14 protein-coding genes and 1 pseudogene are annotated in these 17,416 nt (G+C 53.4%); 6 read left to right on the top strand and 9 right to left on the bottom strand.

The genetic code is table 11. The features are described from left to right. Positions 1 to 12: 12 nt before the first annotated feature. Positions 13 to 873: pseudogene (locus VCU37_RS09320) on the top strand (S1 family peptidase); the annotation flags it as partial. 44 nt (positions 874 to 917) lie between these two features. On the opposite strand, the gene VCU37_RS00325 reads toward VCU37_RS09320, so the two are convergent. Then, positions 918 to 1,394, bottom strand: coding sequence for a PE family protein (locus VCU37_RS00325; RefSeq protein ID WP_336248640.1), 477 nt, complete (start codon positions 1,392 to 1,394; stop codon positions 918 to 920). A 64-nt stretch (positions 1,395 to 1,458) separates the two neighbouring features. On the opposite strand from VCU37_RS00325, the gene VCU37_RS00330 reads away from it, so the two are divergent. Further along, positions 1,459 to 2,460: a cell wall-binding repeat-containing protein gene (locus tag VCU37_RS00330; protein ID WP_336248641.1), complete on the top strand. Its 1,002-nt coding sequence runs from the start codon at positions 1,459 to 1,461 to the stop codon at positions 2,458 to 2,460. Positions 2,461 to 2,517: 57 nt separating this feature from the next. On the opposite strand, the gene VCU37_RS00335 is transcribed toward VCU37_RS00330, so the two are convergent. The 3 genes from VCU37_RS00335 to pta all read right to left on the bottom strand — a co-directional run bounded on the left by VCU37_RS00335 (position 2,518) and on the right by pta (position 6,896). Continuing rightward, on the bottom strand, positions 2,518 to 3,528 hold the full coding sequence (locus VCU37_RS00335; protein WP_336248642.1) for a hypothetical protein: 1,011 nt from the start codon (positions 3,526 to 3,528) through the stop codon (positions 2,518 to 2,520). Between the two features lie 95 nt (positions 3,529 to 3,623). Then, the gene (locus VCU37_RS00340) at positions 3,624 to 4,811 is read right to left on the bottom strand and encodes an acetate/propionate family kinase (RefSeq protein ID WP_336248643.1); all 1,188 of its coding nucleotides are present in this window, start codon (positions 4,809 to 4,811) and stop codon (positions 3,624 to 3,626) included. Continuing rightward, positions 4,812 to 6,896 carry a phosphate acetyltransferase gene (gene pta / locus VCU37_RS00345; RefSeq protein ID WP_336248644.1) on the bottom strand — a complete coding sequence of 695 codons (2,085 nt, stop codon included), beginning with the start codon at positions 6,894 to 6,896 and terminating at the stop codon, positions 4,812 to 4,814. Positions 6,897 to 7,009: 113 nt separating this feature from the next. On the opposite strand from pta, the gene VCU37_RS00350 reads away from it, so the two are divergent. From VCU37_RS00350 to VCU37_RS00360, 3 genes are all read left to right on the top strand, one after another. Beyond that, positions 7,010 to 8,011 carry a bile acid:sodium symporter family protein gene (locus VCU37_RS00350; protein WP_336248645.1) on the top strand — a complete coding sequence of 334 codons (1,002 nt, stop codon included), beginning with the start codon at positions 7,010 to 7,012 and terminating at the stop codon, positions 8,009 to 8,011. Between the two features lie 197 nt (positions 8,012 to 8,208). Continuing rightward, positions 8,209 to 11,706 (top strand): DEAD/DEAH box helicase, encoded by a 3,498-nt coding sequence (locus VCU37_RS00355; protein ID WP_336248646.1) that lies wholly within the window; start codon positions 8,209 to 8,211, stop codon positions 11,704 to 11,706. After that, the gene (locus tag VCU37_RS00360; protein WP_336248647.1) at positions 11,707 to 12,015 is read left to right on the top strand and encodes a hypothetical protein; all 309 of its coding nucleotides are present in this window, start codon (positions 11,707 to 11,709) and stop codon (positions 12,013 to 12,015) included. 88 nt (positions 12,016 to 12,103) lie between these two features. Here VCU37_RS00360 and VCU37_RS00365 read toward each other — a convergent pair whose 3' ends face one another. The 4 genes from VCU37_RS00365 to VCU37_RS00380 form a co-directional block, all read right to left on the bottom strand. Beyond that, on the bottom strand, positions 12,104 to 13,294 hold the full coding sequence (locus tag VCU37_RS00365; RefSeq protein ID WP_336248648.1) for an amino acid aminotransferase: 1,191 nt from the start codon (positions 13,292 to 13,294) through the stop codon (positions 12,104 to 12,106). Between the two features lie 138 nt (positions 13,295 to 13,432). Beyond that, positions 13,433 to 14,260 carry a hypothetical protein gene (locus tag VCU37_RS00370; RefSeq protein WP_336248649.1) on the bottom strand — a complete coding sequence of 276 codons (828 nt, stop codon included), beginning with the start codon at positions 14,258 to 14,260 and terminating at the stop codon, positions 13,433 to 13,435. A 324-nt stretch (positions 14,261 to 14,584) separates the two neighbouring features. After that, on the bottom strand, positions 14,585 to 15,097 hold the full coding sequence (locus VCU37_RS00375; RefSeq protein ID WP_336248650.1) for a hypothetical protein: 513 nt from the start codon (positions 15,095 to 15,097) through the stop codon (positions 14,585 to 14,587). Positions 15,098 to 15,138: 41 nt separating this feature from the next. Next, positions 15,139 to 16,437 (bottom strand): dihydroorotase, encoded by a 1,299-nt coding sequence (locus VCU37_RS00380; RefSeq protein WP_336248651.1) that lies wholly within the window; start codon positions 16,435 to 16,437, stop codon positions 15,139 to 15,141. 127 nt (positions 16,438 to 16,564) lie between these two features. On the opposite strand from VCU37_RS00380, the gene VCU37_RS00385 reads away from it, so the two are divergent. Further along, the gene (locus VCU37_RS00385) at positions 16,565 to 16,813 is read left to right on the top strand and encodes a hypothetical protein (RefSeq protein WP_336248652.1); all 249 of its coding nucleotides are present in this window, start codon (positions 16,565 to 16,567) and stop codon (positions 16,811 to 16,813) included. Here the strand turns inward: VCU37_RS00385 and rdgB are convergent. Beyond that, the gene (rdgB, locus tag VCU37_RS00390; RefSeq protein WP_336248653.1) at positions 16,810 to 17,415 is read right to left on the bottom strand and encodes an RdgB/HAM1 family non-canonical purine NTP pyrophosphatase; all 606 of its coding nucleotides are present in this window, start codon (positions 17,413 to 17,415) and stop codon (positions 16,810 to 16,812) included. The genes VCU37_RS00385 and rdgB overlap by 4 nt on opposite strands. Position 17,416: the final 1 nt, after the last annotated feature.

Here is a 17,416-nt window from a genome sequence, read left to right on the forward strand (position 1 = left end):
CTTGGAGGCAATATGAAATCTCGGCACCTCATTACCCTTGCCGTGCTCGCCATCATCACGCTTACCGTTGGGCAGCTGCCTGCGACGGCACAGCCGCCTGCAACGGGGCATCTACCCAATGTCATCAACGGCACCGTCGTTGATGACCAGGAAGCACCGGAATTTGTTCAAATAACCCACCCAGACCCACAGCGGAACAACCATCATGGTGTTCAACCGTCAGATCTAGTCCATGACTGCGGTGGAACGATTCTGAATAGAAACTGGATTCTCACCGCAGCACATTGCACCTCAAAAAACAATTTTTTTGCAGATAATGACTACAAAGGTTCTCGAACAGATATAAAGATCTACCATAAAGTTACAAACTCAATGAGAGATGTCAAACGTGTTGTTGTTCCGCCAGACATTAAAAGACTGAAAACAAAAGCGGATATTGCACTCATTGAGTTGGCACAACCACTTCCCACAAGTGCGAGAACCCGGCTCCCTCTCCCTACCAGTACAGGCATCGGGGCTGGGCCGAGCAGACTCTTTGGGAAGGGAATGTATGAGATAGGTCCAGACGGAATACCCAAGTTCATTACAGAACCGGCCAATGAGTTGAAACTGCGTAAAGCTACGTTGCCATTCCGGGAGCCTCGTGTTTGCGGTGACAAGTACACCGGAGAGTTTTTCATTTGTGCAGGTGAATGGAATGAGAAGCAAAAGGCTAAGGATTCTTGTAACGGAGATAGCGGTGGCCCGTTAACGATCTATGGTGATAATAAAGCTGAACGTATTCAGGTCGGTTTTGTCAGTCATACTGCACGTAAACCAGGATATTTAAATTGTGGTCAGCACCCTACGCTGTTCGTGAAGATATCCCGTTGGGTTGCTTGGATCCTGACCCAAACGAACGATGTCTCTCGTAGAGACTATGAGGTTGTGGGACCAAGGGATGCCATACGGCCAGAGCCTCCTCGGGCCAAGCCAACGGATAATCCGAAGCCACCAGTAACGCCATTGCCTCCCGTTGTCCCTCCAGTGAAGCCACCGCTACCAACCAAACCACCGGTAAAGCCACCATTGCCAACCAAACCACCGGTGAGGCCGGTGCCGCCCGTGACGCCACCCAAGCCACCGGTAAGGCCGACCGATAAACCCTCTCCAACGCCAACCATTAAACCGTCACCAACACCAACGGGGAGACCATCACCTACACCAACCATTAAACCGTCACCAACACCAACGGGGAGACCATCACCTACACCAACCATTAAACCGTCACCAACACCAACGGGTAGCCCATCGCCTACGCCAACGGCTACCTCAAGGCCAACGGCACCACCAGTCGCGCCTGTGCCTCCGGCGCCAACAAGTAGCCCTACCTCGAGCCCAACGTCTGGGCCCACTACCCCACCGAGTCCAGCTCCGAGCCCTGGTCCAACGCCTGATCCTGGTATTGCGGGCGGATTGTTGCAATGTGGACCGGTCGATGCGCCTGGGTCAACACCACCGGCTGTAGATACGAACAATCTCTTGTGGGACCCTGCGCGTGGGCGTGAGAGCGGTTCTGATGTGTCGGTGCAGGCGAGCAAGCTGGCTTGGCCGAACCCTGGGATGGCTGAATACGTTGTGATTGCCGGTGAATGCGCCTATGCCGATGCGCTCGTTTCAACGAGCCTGGCCGCCAAAGGGCCTTTGTTGCTCACCGACCCAACCAAACTTGAGGACACGGTTAAACACGAGATTGTCCGCTTAGGGGTGAAGAAGATCTACATCGTTGGTGGCGAACAAGCCATCACCCCTGCCGTAGCCGATGCGCTCAAGGCCCTTGGTGTAGAGGTTGAACGTATCTCTGGTGAAACCCGTTTAGGAACGGCTAAACGCCTTGCCCAAACGATGAGCACCAAACCAGGCACTCCGGTGATTATCGCGCGGGGGTATCCGGCTGATGGGGGTACGCCGAGCCAGGCCTTTGCCGATGCGATGGCTGCCGCCTACTACTCACCTCACCAACAGAGCCCTATTGCGCTGAGTGAAACAACCAAACTCTCATCCGACGTTGCACAATTATTGGGCGCCGTTAAACCTGCACAGGTTACGGTAATGGGTGGGCATGCGGCCCTATTTGAGGGCATGGAACAGGCGGTCCGCTCTGCAGTGGGTACCGAGATACCCGTTAACCGCATTGCCGGTGTAACCCGTGCCGATACCGCAGCCAAACTCGCCAGAGCCCAAATCAGTGCAGGCAAGGCGAACGGCGTGCTCGTGATTGAAGGCCAAGCCGACGACGCCTGGAAGGTGGGCTACACCTTTGCCGGTCTCGCCGTGAAAACCAACAGCGTCTATGCCCTCGCCTCCGGCGATGACCTCGCCCCAGAAACCATAGCTCTCATCAAAGAAGCCAAAGCCAAGAACCTGCCCGTTCGCTGTGTTGCGAGCACCAAGGCCTGTGCATTGGCAAACAGGTTGTAGGCCTAGCACCCACTTAACCCGAATAGAACAGAGCTACGTGTAGGTAGTAGCTCTGTTCTATTGGTACGTACGGCGAGCTCTATACAACCGAGGCAATCTCTTTTGCTTCCGAAACCCCCCGTTTTTCTGATTATCTAGATAACTTTCCTTCCAGAAAACAATAGATTCCTTATACCCCGTCACGATCAATATCCAGGAATGGATATAGTACATAAACATAAGAAAACAGAAGGAGTACATTAAGTTATCAAACTGAAGGAAAAATAAATATGATTTTACCTCTACACCATTTATCCTAGCTAGTAGCTGTGGCGTAAAGACAACGACAACTGCCTGATAAGCACGCCCTAAGTAGATAGCTGCATTAAATTTACGAATGAGTGAAGAATCGACCCGATATCTTAAGTTATGGTATATCGCATTATCAAATAGCTTTATTGCCATCGCTGTTACCATAACAACAAAGACAGCAAATAGAATAGCTGAGGACTCGTCATCAACATAGTAACTGGCCATAACCGTAATAAGTGTCAACAAAAGTAAATTCATGTACCAAAGAATAAAATAGTCTGTTGAAAGACTCGAACTTAAAGGCCGATAGACGCCATCTATCATTTCTAGGAGTTTGATAAATATATTTCCTAACTTTGAGCCACTGATCTCCCCATAGAAAACCTCAACCTCACCAATTCTATTAGCTAACTTATCATAAAATCCATCTTCAACAACACTTGTATCTCCTATTAAATAGTCTATATTATAAATAATAAAAATACCTAAATTATACATAGACCTATCCCAGTCTGTAACAGATGCCTCAACTGGAAAATAGATATTATCTAAACAATATTTTTTATTAATATAAATGGTCCTATTAAAACGATATGAACAGACTAATTTTTTATAGTACTTTAACTTAGTCAACTTCTTTGACTTAAAGTATCTAAATAAACTATTTAAATCTTTTATTAAATATCTATTCCCATCAGAAAAGATTTTAGACTTTCTATCTTTAAGGCTATTACCTAAGGCGATAAGTATCTCCCTTGCTTGTGTATCATCAATCACAATCAAACCTTTAAAACGATCTCAATAACAAACGTGGCCAGCAACATCAGTTGCTGGCCACGTTCTAGCACGAGGGTTTACCCTGTTACAACTTGTTACAGCCCAAGCAGCTCTACAGACTCACGGGCAATTTGTTCCTGTTCTTGGGTGAGTACCACAATCACCTTCACCGCACCAGTGGAGATGACGCGGGTACCGGCTTCGTTGAACTCACGCACATCGTTACGGGCCGGGTCAATCTCAATACCCATGTGGGCGAGGGGTTCGAGAATGGCGGCGCGCATTGTTGCCGAGTTTTCACCAATCCCGCCAGTGAACACGATCGCATCCAAGCCACCTAGATGGGCACTGTATTCACCGATGTAGCCACGAACCCGATGGGCAAAGAGGTCGAGGGCCAGTTTGGCGTCGGCGTCCCCGCTATCGGCACGTTCTTCTACGGCACGTGCGTCGTTATCACCGCACACACCTTTCAGCCCTGACTGACGGTTCAACGCATCTTCGGCTTCTTGGGCACTCATCCCCGTTTGGCGCATGATGTAGAACGGAATGGCCGGGTCAATATTGCCTGAGCGTGTCCCCATCACAAGCCCTTCAAGGGGGGTCAGCCCCATGGAGGTTTCGATGCTCTTGCCGTCCTTAATCGCAGTAATGGACGCCCCATTACCCAGGTGTGCCGTAATCACCTTGTGATTATTCGGGTCCAAACCCAACTCACGCACGGCCGTGTTCGCCACATACTTATGGCTGGTGCCGTGGAAGCCATAGCGACGCACCCCGTGGTTGGTGTACCACTCCTTGGGCACCGCATAGCGGTACGCATCCTCGGCAAGGGTGGCATGGTAGGCCGTGTCAAACACAATCACGTGTGGCACATCCCCACGCAGCTCCATGGCCGCACGCACCCCGGTGATACAAGGCGGGTTATGCAGGGGTGCCAGTGGGCTTAGCTTGTCCAGGTCCTTCAGGATTTCCTCGGTCACCTGCGTTGGTTTGGTGTATTCCTCGCCACCGTGCACCATGCGGTGCCCGACTACAGCCAAGTCATCCACCAGGCCATGTTCACCGAGATGGTCAAGCACCGCAGCCAAGGCTTCTTTGTGGTCAGCAAAGGTGCGTTCTTGCTTGTCTTTATTGCCGTTCAGCTTCATGGTGATCGCGCCGACGGATTCACCAATGCGCTCGACTAACCCCTCTGCAACGGAGGTATAGACGTTATCTTCAACGGTGAAGACTTCGTACTTCAGGCTAGATGAGCCAGCGTTTACAACAAGAATGTTCATTTATAAATTTCCTTCTTGGGCTTGGATCGCAGTGATCGCGACGGTGTTAACAATATCGGAAACCAATGCACCACGACTTAAGTCGTTAACCGGCTTATTCAAGCCCTGCAATACCGGACCAACTGCCGTTGCCCCAGAGGATCGTTGCACCGCCTTGTACGTGTTATTCCCCGTATTCAAATCAGGGAAGATAAACACCGTGGCATGGCCGGCAACTTCACTGCCCGGCAGCTTCTTGGCGCCCACCGTGGGATCAATGGCCGCATCGTATTGAATGGGTCCTTCAACAAGGAGGTCCGGGCGGCGTTTGCGCACAATCGCCGTTGCTTCACGAACCTTGTCCACGTCTTGACCCTTGCCCGATTCTCCCGTGGAGTAGGACAGCATGGCCACGCGCGGTTCAATGCGGAACATTTTTGCGGTTTCAGCCGAACTAATCGCCACGTCAGCAAGCTGTTCAGCTGTCGGGTTTGGAATGACGGCGCAATCAGCGTAGATAAGCACCCGGTCAGACATCAGCATGAGGAATGAAGATGAAACATTCTCTACACCGGGCTTGGTACGAATGAACTGGAAGGCCGGAGTGATCGTGTGTGCCGTGGTATTCACCGCACCAGACACCATGCCGTCAGCGTCGCCAAGTTGCACCATCATGGAACCGAAATAGCTCACATCTTGCATCGTTTCCATGGCGACTTCTTTAGTCATGCCCTTGTGCTTACGGGCTTCGACATAGGCATCAGCATAGTCACTTAGCCGTTCACTCTTCGTGGGGTCGATAATGGCGATCCCGTCCAAGGACACCGCGATTTCAATGGCGCGACGACGAATCTCGTCCTCGTCACCCAATAAGGTGAGGTGGGCAACACCACGCTGTTGCAAAATCTCGGACGCAATCAAAATGCGATCATCGAGACCTTCAGGCAGCACAATGTGGCGGCGGTTACGCCGGGCGCGTTCAATCAAGTCAAACTCAAACATCAACGGCGTGACCACATCTGAACGGCTGACCTTCACCCGATTCAAGAACTCCTTGGTCCGTACATTGCGTTCAAAGACGCTGACGGCTTGCGTAGCACGGCGAGAATGCCCGGCCGTAATCCGGCTACGCACCTTAGCAACCGCCCGTGCAGCCTCATACGTTGGCATGTCCGTTGAATAGACGGGCATACGGTGGCGTTCCAGCCCTTCAATCAAATCAAGCAAGGCGGGGTCAGTCGTTAACCCTCCCGTCAGGACGACACCAGACACACTCGGTCCGTTCGAGGATAAACGGCTCATAATGGCGGCAGCCAAAATCTCAGGACGGTCACCAGGGGTAATGAGCAGCGCATCATCACGCAGATGTTTGATGACATTGGGAATACTCATCGCACCCACAATGAACCCATCTACGGTGTTATCCAGATCCTCACTGCCGCGAACCGGTGTTGCGTTCAGTGATGCCATCACCTCAGCCAGGGTCGGCATGGCCAACTCCCGGCTCTCCTCAATGATGCCAACCGGAATCTCATAGTCGGCATATTCGTCTAAGGCTTTGCGTACCACACTTTGTTGCACCCGGTTAATAATCAGTCCTGCACGCACAACTTCGGCTGATTTCGTCTTCATTCGCGCAACTTTTACCTCGTCGCGCAGCGTATCCATATCCATCTTTTCGGCATTCAATACCGTAATCATTGGACTACCAATATTGCGGGCAACTTCAAGGTTAAAGTCATAGGCCGTTTGGGTGCGTTGGCCGTTGAAATCTGCCCCACTAATAAAGACAAACTCGCATTCGTCTGCGAGTTCTCGGTAGGTGGCAATGATGTGCTTCATCGCCTCTTCTTCTTTGCCCTTGGCGATCATGTCGTCAAGTTCTTCGTCGGTGTAGGCATGGCGGGTGCGATCAGCCAGGTTGTAGCGCTCTTGAACCAGCGCGGTTTGGCTGTCTTCTTGCTCACCAGCCACAGGACGGAAGTACCCGAGCTTATTCACCCGTGCGCTCAGGCCTTCCATAAGCCCGAGTGTGACCATTGTTTTACCCCCGATTGGGTGAAAACTCGCCAGGTACATGGATGGCGTGGACTGTGGATCAGACATTGGTTCCTCACAAAGGGGTTTCAGTACGGTTTTATCCAGCCTTGAACGTAATACCTCAGGGCAAAGATAGCTAATGTTCTTCAAGGAAAAGCCTCCCCATATAGGGTGTGCTTATGTCCCAAACCCAAGCCGCTCCCTCGGCCCGGCTCTCAATCGACCCCTTGAGTATTGGGGTGTTGTTAATGATGGTGCTCGGGCTTATCGTGCCGACAACACCAGCCGTTCGGGCGTTTTTAAACGAAGCCCAAGACTACGCGATCATGCTGTTGTTTCTTCTTTACGGTGCGCGTCTCCCTACAAACGAAGTCATCGATGGCCTGAAGAACTGGAAACTCCAAGGTTCTATTTTTTTGACGACCTTTGCAATTTTCCCACTCATCAGCTTGGTTCTCGCTCCACTTTTGCAGCCAATCCTCACCCCCTTGCTCGTAGCCGGTGTGGTCTATATCTGTGTGCTCCCTTCCACAATCCAATCCAGTGTTGCCCTTACCGGAGCAGCCAGAGGGAACGTTGCCGGGGCCATTTGTGCTGCCACCGTCTCCAATGTGGGCGGTATGTTCATTACCCCCTTCTTGGCGACAATATTGATAGGCGGTGACGGCACCGGCGTTGGTGCAGGGGTCACCGTTGATGGGTTCATCAATATTTTTAAAATCCTCCTGGCACCCTTCATCGTGGGCCAGCTCGCACGCCCGTGGGTAGGTGCTTACGTACAATCCAAAGCAAATATCACCAAACAGGTTGATCGTTCGGTGATCTGGCTCAATGTATTTGCTGCCGTCGCTATGGCAACAGCTGATGGGGTGTGGCATGACGTTGATGCCTCACAACTCATCATCATGGGTGTGGTGTGTGTTGGCTTACTCGCCACCGTCCTCACCATTACCTGGACGGGCGGCAAGCTCATCGGCATGAACTATGGCGACCGGGTGGCCTTACTGATGTGCGGGTCAAAGAAAAGCTTGTCGAGTGGGCTTCCCATTGCCGCCGCGATTTTCCCCGCATCCATTCTTGGATTAATGAGCGTGCCTCTCATCGTGTACCACCAGATTCAACTCGTGGTGTGCGCCCTCATCGCCGGTAAGCTCGCCCAAGCACACCCCGATGGCGTATGACGTTCGACACTGACGGTCGGTGAGCCAGTCGCAGTCTGTTCGGTACGTTATTGGCAGAGTTGTCCACTTGCCCGACAGCTAAACATGGTGAACCTGATAGAATGCACTCGTTCGCCCGGCGAGTTACCACCCAGCTGTTCGCATAGCACAGGTAGTTCGTCTCGCTTCGCTTCAGTTTGCTGAGGGACCATTCATTCATGCAGCATCCGCTAGGAACTGACATTACAACCGTTTCACGCAACCCCTTTGTTGGGGCCGCCCAGCCGCGCCTCGAACCCTTTGCCGCAATTGACCAAGGCAACGGGTCGTTGGATTTTGAACTTGAATCGGTTGTACTTGCCCGAAAAGTACGTGCCGCCGACGATGCGTTAGCGCAGGCTCGCTACAGCGTCCGCCGTCCAGAGCGTGCATTGGTATTAGAAGATTTTGATAATGCACGCACGGCGTTGGCAGATCAGTACAACCGGCTCACCGGTAAAGCCATTCAGCGTCGACTTGATGACCCGCGCCCACAAAGCCAAGACAGTGCCAAAACGAAACTGCCCGCTAAGAAGGCCAAGCTCGTTAAAACAGCCCCCACCCCTCAACCGGTGAGTGTTGAGCCAGATGAACGATTAAAGGCTGGGACCACGCGCCTCCAACTCAGTTGGACCAACGGTGACGTGATTGCATGGGCGAGTGGTTTTGAAGCAAGCGCAGCCAGCCATGACCAGATCCGAGAACGCCTTCAGGCGACTGGGGCACCAGTTGCCGCGTTTGAACCCACCGCCGATATACGCCTACCAAACGGCCAACAGGTATCGGCTCTACGCGCCCCGGTATCTGGCACCCTCGGCTGGCTGGTTACGGTTCCTGGCCAAGCAACGCATCTCGGTGATGCGCTCGCACCATCGTTGAAATGGTTGGGGCTCAGTGCAGTGCTGGCGGTGCGACTAGTAGCGCAAGGCCGGTTTGTACTCCAACTTGACCGGGGCAGCCTGGGTGGCGGTAAATCAAAGAAAACTCGCAAACTTGACACCTCGCCAACTGAGTGGGTAGTGCGTTGGGTTCCTGCACTCATTGATCACAATGAGCTGATCGGTCTGACTGACTCACTCCCGGGGGCAGTTCCAGTCTTAGACGATCAGAAAGATCCGCGCGCCTACACCCAAGCTGTTCTTGCTGACCTCTTGAACGCGGTCTGTACGCAAGCAGCCGCACTTATTGATACCCCTGCAGCCTTGGACCGTCCGCGCACACCGGCTGAATGTGGTGAAGCCGTGTTGGCCCACATGGACGGCAAACCGTTTATGCTGCCAAATCAACGCGGCTATGAAATCAGCCGTGGGTTGCAATCTTGGGCAAAAAATGTGCTCGGGGCATCAACGATATCGCTTGCGCTACAACTGGATGAACCTGACGAATACGGGGCCTGGTATCTCCAAGTATTGAGCTTGACGAAAGAAGGCGCTGAACCCGTTGATGCGGCGATGGGGTCAGCTTCCAATAGCCGACGAGAACAAATCAAGAAAGAACTTGAACGCCTTGAAGGGCTCTACCCCGTCCTTGAGCGAACCAAGGGACATCGTCGCGGGGAAGTCATTTTGTCCACCGATGAGGCGTGGGAGTTAATGACCGACATTGGACCAATCCTGAGCGCAGCAGGATTTGAAATGCGGGTCCCACCACTCTCACGCAAGCGGATTGCGCCAGGGTTAAAACTCACCAGCAAGGCTGATGCAAACCAGACAAGTGTGGGGGCTCGCCAACTCACGGAAGTGTCTTGGAGTGCGACCTTTGGTGATGTGAGCTTGACTGCTGCAGAGATTCGCAATCTGGCCAGTCAGCATCGACCAGTTGTGCAAGCTCACGGCAAGTGGGTTGAGCTGTCTCACGCTGATCTGGCCGCTGCCGCCCAAGCCCTTGCCGACGCCGAAGACCAAACCACCATGACTGGGGCAGACATGTTACGCCGTGCCCTCGGTCTTGATGGGGTCATGCTCGAAGGCGGGATTAGTCTCCAAGGTGATGGTTGGGCAGCCGACCTGTTAAACAGTGCAAAGAATATTCCCACTGAACCCGACACCAATCCAGCTTGTTTCTTTGGCACCCTGCGTTCCTACCAGGCCGACGCGGTGGCATGGTTGGACTTTTTAGATGCCGCCGGGTTGGGTGGATGTTTAGCTCTCGACATGGGGCTCGGCAAAACCCCGACTGTGCTTGCCCACCTGGGTACGAGTATCAAAGGGTTAGGGTCCAATGTGGTTGATGACCAGCCGGCCAGAGGCACCTCAATCATTATCGTTCCACCCGCTGTAGTCGGGAACTGGGCCAATGAAGCCCGCCGCTTCACTCCCCACTTGTCACGTCTCATTCATCACGGTCCAAACCGTCGCAGTGGTGAAGATTTCTTGCAGGCGGTGCGCAATCACGACATCGTGATTACGACCTACGGCACGGCTGTTCGTGATATTGCACTTCTTGAACAGGTCGAATGGGGCAAGGTCGTGCTTGACGAAGCCCAAATTATTAAAAACCCGGCCAGTGAAACGGCTCAACAGCTCCGCCGCCTCAATGCGTATAACCGTATCGTATTGACGGGTACCCCCATTGAAAATGGGCTGGGTGACCTGTGGGCATTGCTCGACTTTACAAACCCAGGCCTTGTGGGTGGGCGCAATACGTTTGTCGCCCAGCTCGGGGCAACCGGCAGTGATGAAAACGCCTTACAAACCCTGAACGGTGTGCTGGTGTATCGGCGCACCAAGGCTGAAGCCTCTATTGCTGAAGAGCTCCCTGACCGTATTGACCGCATTGAGTATTGCTCAATGACCCCAGAACAGATTGGGATGTATCAGGCAGTACTCGATCAGCTCATGGCTGACCCCACAACCCAAGGCACTGGAGCGGCAAAACGTGGCAACGTCTTAGCGGCCATCACGGCACTTAAACAGATCTGTAACCACCCAGCGGCATACACGAATGACCGTGAACCGTTAGATGGTCGTTCAGGCAAGTTGACCCGTCTCGGGGAAATTGCTGACAACGTATGGCGTAATGGGGAAAAGATGCTCGTGTTCACCCACTTTGCCCGTTGGGGTGAACGCCTTGCGGACTGGCTGAGTGAACGGATGGGCCAGAAGATTTATTGCTACCACGGTGGTCTCTCTCGCCCCGCCCGCGACGACATTGTGGACCAGTTCCAAGCCACACCTGAAGGGACCAGTGCCGCGATGGTGCTCAGTTTGAAAGCCGGTGGTACAGGGTTGAACCTCACCGCAGCGAATCACGTGGTGCTGTATGACCGTTGGTGGAATCCTGCAGTTGAAGATCAAGCCCGTGACCGCGTCTGGCGTATCGGCCAAAAACATACGGTTATGGCCCACCGTTTGGTCTGTCCAGGAACCGTTGATCAGCGAGTTGAGGAAGTGGTTGAAGGGAAACGGATGATCGCTGATATGGCCTTGCCGAAGTCATCTAGCGTGGGTGATCTGGATGCGGCTGGGCTACAGCGTGCGCTTGGTATCGATACCGATGAACTTGTCCAAGACGATACTGATGGTCCCGTATCAGAAGAATTGACCTCGCCAACCACCCCATCGGAGACAACTGGTTCTCCAACGGGTGAGCGCGTCTTGGACGGGACGGGCCATTCGTGGGTATTGGATGGCACGATTGGGGGCAAATACTCCGCGTTTGCCCAGGAGGAACTGTAAATGAACGCGAATCGTCGGCGCCGTAAACGGCCTGGTTATCAGCACACCTCTGGTGCCGCCCAGCCATCTGGCGGTTCACCTTCAAAGGCAGATAAGCGCAACGGTGTGGCCTTTTGGGGTGACGATGCGGCACTCCCTGATATGACCGAGCGTGTCGTTCTAACTGATGACCCTGCTGCGGTACCACGCAGCCTGGGGCACCCGCCACTTCCAGGCAATGAAGTGATTGCGAGTAACTATTTTGAGGCCGTGCATATGCGGGCCGTCCAATTTGGGGGTGCCTTGGCTGCCTCTGCTGGTCTGTTATAACCCCGTCCAGCTGTCATGCTGATGACCACCTCAGGGATGAGTGTGATCATCAGCAATCGGCGTGGCCCCTGGCGGTGCGAGGGGCCGCCTAGTCAGCAATCACCTGTGCGATCGCGTTGGCTACATAGTCAAGATTTGCCTCACGAAGCCCACCGATATTGATGCGGCTCGATGAGACGGCATAGACCCCAAATTGGTCAATCAATTGATCAACTTGCGCGGCACTAATACCCAAAAATGAGAACATCCCTTTCTCATGGCGAATAAAGTCAAACCGGTCGCTACCGGTCAGGTTTGCGAGGCGATCAGCAAGCCCGTTGCGTAAGGCACGTAAGCGAGCACCCATTTCTTCAATTTCGTCGGCCCACTCTTGATAGAGCGCATCATCGGCGAGTACCGTGCCGACGACAGCACCGCCATGGGCAGGGGCCAAGGAATAGGTCGAGCGTGCGATCTGGGTCATTTGGCTTTGTGCAATGTCTCGTATGGCCGTATCCCTGGTAACCACAATCGCGGCACCAACTCGTTCTCGGTAAATCCCAAAGGACTTAGATGCACTCAGCGCGACAAATAGCTCTGGCAGTTTATTGGCCATAATCTGAATGCTTCGCGCATCCTCAACCAGGCCGTCACCTAAACCCAAATACGCGGTATCCATCAGCACCTGGAAACCTTGATTATTGGCAAGGTCTGCAAGCTGTTCCCACTGTTGAACCGTCGGGTCACCACCGGTTGGGTTGTGACAGCAGGCGTGGAAAAGGACGACATCATTAGGGCCTGCATCAGCCAACGCCTCCATTGCAGCCTCAAGGGTTACCCAATGGGTTGCACGGTCATAGTACGGATAGGTCTTCACCGACAGGCCAGTTTGTTCGGCAATTTGGTGATGGTTTGGCCACGTCGGGTTTGGTAACCAAAGCGTTGCATCGGGGGAGGCCCGTTTAACCAAGGCCATAATGAGATACAACGCCCCGGTACCAGCAATGGTTTGAAGGCATGCCACACGATCTGGCGAAACGGTATTACCCAGTACGAGTGTGGGTGCATGCGTTACAAATGCTTTCACCCCAGGTGCACCGACATAGGCCAGTGAGGTGAGGGAGTCTAAGACACGATGTTCGGCCTTACGAATGGCACGCATAACGGGCACTTCCCCTGCCTCGTTTTGATACATGCCAACCCCAAGATCAACCTTCGTATCACGGGTATCTGAATTGAACCGGTCTGTTAAACCTAGAAGCGGATCTGGCGGCAGCGGTTCCAGATGATGAAGCATCATTCTCTTTTCGATAGGTCAGACTGGTGCACACATGCTGTGCACCAGAACCAGAATAGAGCGATGCCCCATCACAGGGCAGTATCCCACACAGAAACTGTGAACGATTCGCAGTAGTTATGGGGGGTTGGACCTGTTTGCCTAGGTCAGGGTGATGACAAAGGTGGTCTTGGCACCGGTTTGGTCGTTCGAGTCAACCCCTTCAATGGCGAACTTGTACATACCAGGCTTCGCCTCGGGCGTAATAATCACTTCCCAGCGCTCCCCTTCCACATGGTCGAGTGCAAACCCATCATGGCCGTACCACAGGGCGTGTTTCAGACTGGTCCCCGCCGGGGGTGTAATGGTGACTGGGATCGTGTTGCGCTGTCCAGCTGGGAAAGTGCCACCAGTCACGGTTACCCGTGGACCGCTTTCAGGGGAAGGTGGTGTGGGGTTGTTCGTGGGTCCGGGAGCCGGAGGCGGTGTGGGCGTAGTGCTCGGATCTGGCTGAGGTTGGGGCGCTGGCGGTGTCGATGGTTCGGGAGGTGTTGGCCCGGCATCGGGGTTTGGTTTGATGTGGAGAATCATGCCTGAGCGTGACCACTTACCATCACGGTCATACACAATGAAGTGCACGTTGGACCAGGGGTAGGGATTTGTGACCGGTACCCGTAAGTACCAGTTTCGTTCATGCCAGATGATCGTTGTACCGGCAGGAACCGGGTCAACAAACTTAAACCTCAAGTAGCTGAGTGGCTTATCGTCTTCAGCGAGCAGCGGTACCAGATCATAATCATTGGGTTGCCCCGTCGCGTAGGTGATCAAATCAGCCGGCCACAACCGAGGGACACCAACATAGTGGTCTTGTTTATCCACACCAGGTGGCGGATATTCCAATGCGGTGGAAGGTTGGCTCACCATTCCCATAGCCAGGCCAACAGCCATCATTGCCAGAAGGTTGGTTACAACAGTACGAGATAGACGCATCGCGTTTCCTTTTACTCAGATTGCTCTTGAAAAAGAGCAACACATCATCACAACACCCCAGCCATGAGGATCCAGACCCGTTGGCCATGACCATCCTTCACACCGGGTAGGTACCGGCGAACACTGGCTGACTTCGCAACCTTATCTAGATTTATGGGCGCCAAATAACCTGAGTAACTTTAGATGCACGCGATGACTGCACCCATTGGGAATGCCCCGAAGCGTAAAAGCCTCGGGGCATTCATTAAGCGTATGCTTTGTCTAGTGGTATTGGGCAGGTGTAGGAAGTGAAGATGCGTTCTTACACCAGACCAATCTTGATGGCTAGGAGCGGGGCATCCGCCAGCTCATACGCACAAACTTGGGGGCGTCATCGTCACTTCGTTGACCTGCGATCGTGGCTTCATCTGCATCAACATCAAGGAGTTTAATGACCCGTGGGTCAATGCCATCGGCATTTTGAATCGTGATTCGGCCAACGAGTACAAGGTGAACGCCAGATGAGTCGGATGGGTACCAGCGCCCATCAATCCAAACTTCAGGATGTATCTTCGCGATTTCACGAATGGTTTCGTCGTTTAATACCCGACGCATCACGCCAAATACAACGTTTTGGTCGCACGCATTAATCATTGAGCCAGGGAGACTGACACTTAACCAAGGACGGGACTTGAGCGGTACATCATTGCGAACTTGGGCTCGCATGTGGTTAACAACTTGTTGGACTTCATCCTTGGTGCGACGTCCGTGTTCTACATACTGTTTTAAGAGTGTTGCCGCTTCCATGCGAGCTGCCGTACCCATCGAATCTCCCCAGGTAGCGGGTCCTGGACCCATGTTGACTACTATTTGTATTGGAACATTACGCTCCGCTACAATCAGTTGTCGTTCACCATGGCACCGTCCTTTAGAGTCATTTCGACCTTGGAGTAAAAGACGTCACCCAACCAAGGGCTGTTGCGGCTTTGACTTCGAATACTTTCATTGCTAATCATTTGGGTGGCCGCTAGGTCAATGACCGTTAGATTCGCCACACTGCCAGGAACGATGGGCTGCCCATGTCGATGTAACCCGGCAATCATCGCTGGCCGTGTACTCATCGCCCACACCAGTTGACAAGGGCTAATAATGCCTGGCAGAACAAGGTGGGTCCACGCAACCTGCCACGAGGTTTCAACACCCAACATGCCCGGTGGTGCCTGGTCAAGCGGTTTGGCTTTCAATGCCGGTGCGTGGGGCGCATGGTCAGTGGCAATCGCATCAATGACCTGGGCTTTTAACCCCTCTCGAAGTGCCTGAACATCACTTGCGGTTCGCAATGGCGGGTTCATTCGACCACTCGTGCCCAACCGAGGAACATCGTAGGCGGTGAGTACGAGATGCTGGGGTGTCACCTCACAACTCACGGCAAGCCCATCCGCTTTCGCTTGACGAACAAGCGCCAATGAAGCTCCGGTGGAAAGGTGTAACACGTGATAGCGCCCTCTGGTATCACGGGCCAATTCAATATCTCGGGCAACGATGATGGTTTCAGCAACACCTGGCCGCCCAGCCACCCCCAGTTGATCAGCGACTGGCCCTTCTGTGAGCACTCCACCGGCCACAAGGTTTGCGTCCTCACAATGTTGGGCTACCACCATTCCTGGTAATTGGGTCGATGCCTGTAAGGCGTTGCGCATGAGTGCCGCATCCATCACCGCGTCACCATCATCAGTGAAGAGACGGACCCCCGCCTCGTATAAGGCCGCATAATCCACATTTTTGGCACCTTGACGGCCAACGGTGAGACAGCCACTCATCACAATGTCAAGCCGATGGGCCTCCTTCGCTGCAATCGACTGGATATCACGAACCACCTCAACCGAATCAACCGCAGGATTGGTATTGGGCATGGTGACCACAGCAGTCATCCCACCAGCAACCGCGGCATCGGTACCTGAACGGATCGTTTCACTCCCCTCTCCGCCAGGTTCTCGAAAATGTACTTGAATATCAACAAGCCCTGGTGTCACCGTCAATCCGGTGAGATCTATCGTGCGATTAACGTTGGGGAGGTCGTCACCGTCAGCATAGATAGCGCCGATGCGATCACCCACGATGTGGACGTGCCCAAACACTTGCTTGGTATGGTCCAACAAGGTGAGTCCGGTTAGCAGCAATTCGTTTGTCACGCTCATGGCCGAATCCTAGCAAAGGAAGGGTCAAAGATTGGATTGCTCGCCGTGACCTCCTAAGACAGGGCTTGTCCTCGCCGTACCTAAGGGGGCAGTGCACACCAACTTGGTTCAAGAAAGGAGGCGACCCATGACCACCATAGACCATGCCCTTACCTATCCCGGTTGGGAAACTCGGCTCGTCCATGGGTTGATCGACTATTACCTTGAGACCAGTACCGACCATGACGACACCCTGGCGGCTATTCTCGACTTGCTGGAGCCTGATGTGGCGGTACATCAGCTTGCGGCGCACCCCCATATCACCGCAGGTGAAGTGTTGTGGACCCTTGTTTCCTATTTTGAAGATGAGCCTGAAGACAGCGCCCCTGCTAGTTAATCGTCAGCTAGGGACAGTAACAGCGTTTTAAGGTCAGCCAGCGCGTTCCCTCGATGGCTAATGGCATTTTTCTCCTCAGCATCAAGTTCAGCAGCCGTTCGGTCATACCCTTGTGGCACGAAGACGGGATCGTAGCCAAAGCCATTTGTTCCGCGAGGATCATCAATAATGGTGCCTTCAAGTTCCCCGCGCGCAGTTTGTACCCTTCCATCCGGCCAGGCAATCGCAGCAACACAGACATAGCGAGCCGCACGATTGGTATGGTTGGCGAGCTGGTTGACGACCAATTCACGGTTCATGGTGTCCGTATCTCCACCGTGAACGTTGTGCATCGCTGCCCAGCGTGCTGAATACACCCCTGGCGCCCCGTCAAGGGCATCAACACATAACCCACTATCGTCTGCAACGCACACCATGTTGCTCCCTTTGGCCCAAGCCAGAGCTTTTTGCGTTGCATTGGCTTCAAATGTGTCACCGGTTTCATCAACCTCAACACTGATACCAACGTCTGCAGGGTTTTTAACGGTAAACGGGAGGCCCTCTAATAAGGCGGCGAACTCGCGCAATTTACCCGGGTTGGTGGTCGCTAACAAAATATCCATG

Origin of the sequence: Stomatohabitans albus (assembly GCF_036336025.1) — a bacterium.
In the GTDB taxonomy this organism is placed as follows: Bacteria; Actinomycetota; Nitriliruptoria; order Euzebyales; family Euzebyaceae; genus Stomatohabitans; species Stomatohabitans albus.

Excerpts from the sequence above, each read along its gene's own strand:
- VCU37_RS00380 (WP_336248651.1), bottom strand. The coding sequence starts at position 16,437 with ATGAGCGTGACAAACGAATTGCTGCTAACCGGACTCACCTTGTTGGAC.
- VCU37_RS00355 (WP_336248646.1), top strand. The coding sequence starts at position 8,209 with ATGCAGCATCCGCTAGGAACTGACATTACAACCGTTTCACGCAACCCC.
- VCU37_RS00375 (WP_336248650.1), bottom strand. The coding sequence starts at position 15,097 with ATGGGTCCAGGACCCGCTACCTGGGGAGATTCGATGGGTACGGCAGCT.
- VCU37_RS00340 (WP_336248643.1), bottom strand. The coding sequence starts at position 4,811 with ATGAACATTCTTGTTGTAAACGCTGGCTCATCTAGCCTGAAGTACGAA.
- VCU37_RS00370 (WP_336248649.1), bottom strand. The coding sequence starts at position 14,260 with ATGCGTCTATCTCGTACTGTTGTAACCAACCTTCTGGCAATGATGGCT.
- VCU37_RS00350 (WP_336248645.1), top strand. The coding sequence starts at position 7,010 with ATGTCCCAAACCCAAGCCGCTCCCTCGGCCCGGCTCTCAATCGACCCC.
- VCU37_RS00365 (WP_336248648.1), bottom strand. The coding sequence starts at position 13,294 with ATGATGCTTCATCATCTGGAACCGCTGCCGCCAGATCCGCTTCTAGGT.
- VCU37_RS00385 (WP_336248652.1), top strand. The coding sequence starts at position 16,565 with ATGACCACCATAGACCATGCCCTTACCTATCCCGGTTGGGAAACTCGG.
- pta (WP_336248644.1), bottom strand. The coding sequence starts at position 6,896 with ATGTCTGATCCACAGTCCACGCCATCCATGTACCTGGCGAGTTTTCAC.
- VCU37_RS00360 (WP_336248647.1), top strand. The coding sequence starts at position 11,707 with ATGAACGCGAATCGTCGGCGCCGTAAACGGCCTGGTTATCAGCACACC.
- rdgB (WP_336248653.1), bottom strand. The coding sequence starts at position 17,415 with ATGGATATTTTGTTAGCGACCACCAACCCGGGTAAATTGCGCGAGTTC.